Source organism: bacterium (assembly GCA_024224155.1).
In the GTDB taxonomy this organism is placed as follows: domain Bacteria; phylum Acidobacteriota; class Thermoanaerobaculia; order Multivoradales; family JAHEKO01; genus CALZIK01.
The window spans coordinates 1-2142 of sequence record JAAENP010000165.1 but is presented as its reverse complement, the minus strand read 5'-3'; the positions used below and the strand labels follow the sequence as shown (position 1 = coordinate 2142).

General features: G+C 67.4%; 1 protein-coding gene. It reads right to left on the bottom strand.

Translation table 11 applies throughout. The features are described from left to right. Positions 1-286: 286 nt before the first annotated feature. Positions 287-1627, bottom strand: coding sequence for a group II intron reverse transcriptase/maturase (ltrA, locus tag GY769_09945; protein ID MCP4202245.1), 1341 nt, complete (start codon positions 1625-1627; stop codon positions 287-289). Positions 1628-2142: the final 515 nt, after the last annotated feature.

Genomic DNA, 2142 nt, shown 5'->3' with positions numbered 1-2142 from the left:
GCTGAGGAACCGGATGCGGCAATTCCGCACGTCCGGATCTGTGGGGGGCCGGGCGGTCCGCCGCCCGGCCTCCCCGGAGTCCCGAACCGGCGATGCCGGTCGCCAGAAACAAGGCCAGCCATTCTGCGGGCCCCCTCCGAGGCCGTGGCCCGAAGAAGCGCTCCGTTAGGGCCACGGGGAGATTCTTCGTCGCACGTCCGGGACCGTAGCTCCTCCGGGTAGGCCGGGCGGCGGACCGCCCGGCCCCCCACAGATCCGGACGTGCGGAATTGCCGCATCCGGTTCCTCAGCAAGACGGGTTCGCTGCGAGATGCCAGCCGCGGCAGTGCAGCACCGGGGCCGGGAGCGGAAAACGCACCAGGAATCGGTTGAAGCGTTTCCAGGTGATCGGCGCGCCCCGCGTGCGGCGCGACAGCCATTTGCGCCACACCCGCGTGAGTTCGTAACGAAGGACCTTGAGGGACCGTTGGTTCGAAGCGTACCCGTAGTAGTTGTCCCAGCCCCGCAGTGCCTTGCTCAGCCGCTCGTGTTGCCACACCACCGGGTGGTGCCGATACCTCCGGCACCACCGGTTCAGACGCTTCAGCGTCCGGCCCATGCGACTGCCGGCAGTCTTGCGCTTCACCACCCAGCGCCCCTTCTTGCCCAGGCCCCAGTGATGCGTGAAGCCGAGAAAGTCGAAGCTTCGAGGTCCGCCCGTTCGATCCCCTCCCGGTCGATCCGGTCGGAACTCGATCAGACGGGTCTTGTCCGGGTGGAGGCTCAGGCCGTGCTGGGAAAACCGCTTCGCCAGCAGGTCCTTCGCCTCGCGAGCGTCCGCCTCGTTCGAGAACACCAGCACCGCGTCGTCTACGTAACGGACCATGAATCCCCGGCCTCGCAGCCGGGGCTTCACGTCCTTCGCAAACCACACGTCCAGTACCTCGTGGAGGTAGACGTTCGCCATCAGCGGCGAAACCACCCCGCCTTGCGGCGTGCCGGTCGTGGGATGGCTCACACGTCCCTCCTCCCACACCCCGGCGGCCAGCCACTTGTCGATGGTGCGACGGATGACTCCATCCCGCACCCTCTGGTCCAGAATCGCCCGAAGGCGGGAATGTTCCAAGGTGTCGAAGTAGCTCTTGATGTCCAATTCCAGAACCCAGCCCCCACCCACCTCCATGAGGCCACGCCACAAGGCCCCGAGCGCATCGTGCGCCGAGCGCCCGGGCCGAGACCCGTACGAGCAGTCCACAAAGTCCTCCTCGTACACCGCCTCGAGCACCATCGTCACCGCTCGCTGAAGTACCTTGTCCTCGAAGCTCGGTATGCCGATGGGTCGCTTGGTCTTGCCGTCGCCCTTCGGAATGTACGTCCGACGCACCGGGGGCGCGTAGTACCGGCCGGACTTGAAACGCCCTTCGAGGTCCTCCAGGCGCTTCTCGAGATCCTTCCTGTACTCCGCTGCCGTCTCACCGTCCACCCCCGCCGCGCCGTCCTTCCTCGTGCGACGAAATGCCTCGCGTAGTAGATCCACGTCGATGTGGTGGGCCAGGGTCAGAAAGGACCGCTCCGGGTCCTCCTGGGCCAGCATCGCTATCCGCTGGAGTCGCGTTGAGACTCCCTCGGGGCTCGGCGTCCCCGTCATCTTTCCCTCCAGTGGGTCCGTCCCCCGGCGCCCCCCTTTCCTCCCCCGGGTCCCTCGGGATGGTTCCCCGGGTTCGCAGGTCGTATCAGGGCGCTAAGACTTCCCATGCATCGTCCCTCAGGGCTTCGGTTTGTCAGCCTTCCCCGTCGGTGCCGTGGTGCGCGTCGTTGTTCGCTCCCGTGGCGGCCACGCGCTGCTCGCCCCAGGCCAGGCCATTTCGTGCGCCGGCGGGCCTCACGCGCCGGCTCTCTCTCACGGAATGCATGGGATCTCCCAGGTTCCTGGGCAACCCTCGTGCGCTCGCCCCGCTCTCGGACCCCGGGGCGGCCTCGCGCGCCAGGCCTATACGGCGCGCAGGTACTGCCAGCGCCTCCCAAACGGCGGTGGCCCGTCCCAACTTGTCATTTCGAGGCTCAGTCACGCGGCTCTCGCACTCGCTGTCTACGCTTCGCGGCCTGGATCGCTCCAGGTCTCGCGCAAGACTCGCTTCCGGCTGGTGGCCAGCCTTTGCCGGG

Coding starts and splice junctions, on each gene's coding strand:
- ltrA (MCP4202245.1), bottom strand. CDS start 1,627: ATGACGGGGACGCCGAGCCCCGAGGGAGTCTCAACGCGACTCCAGCGG.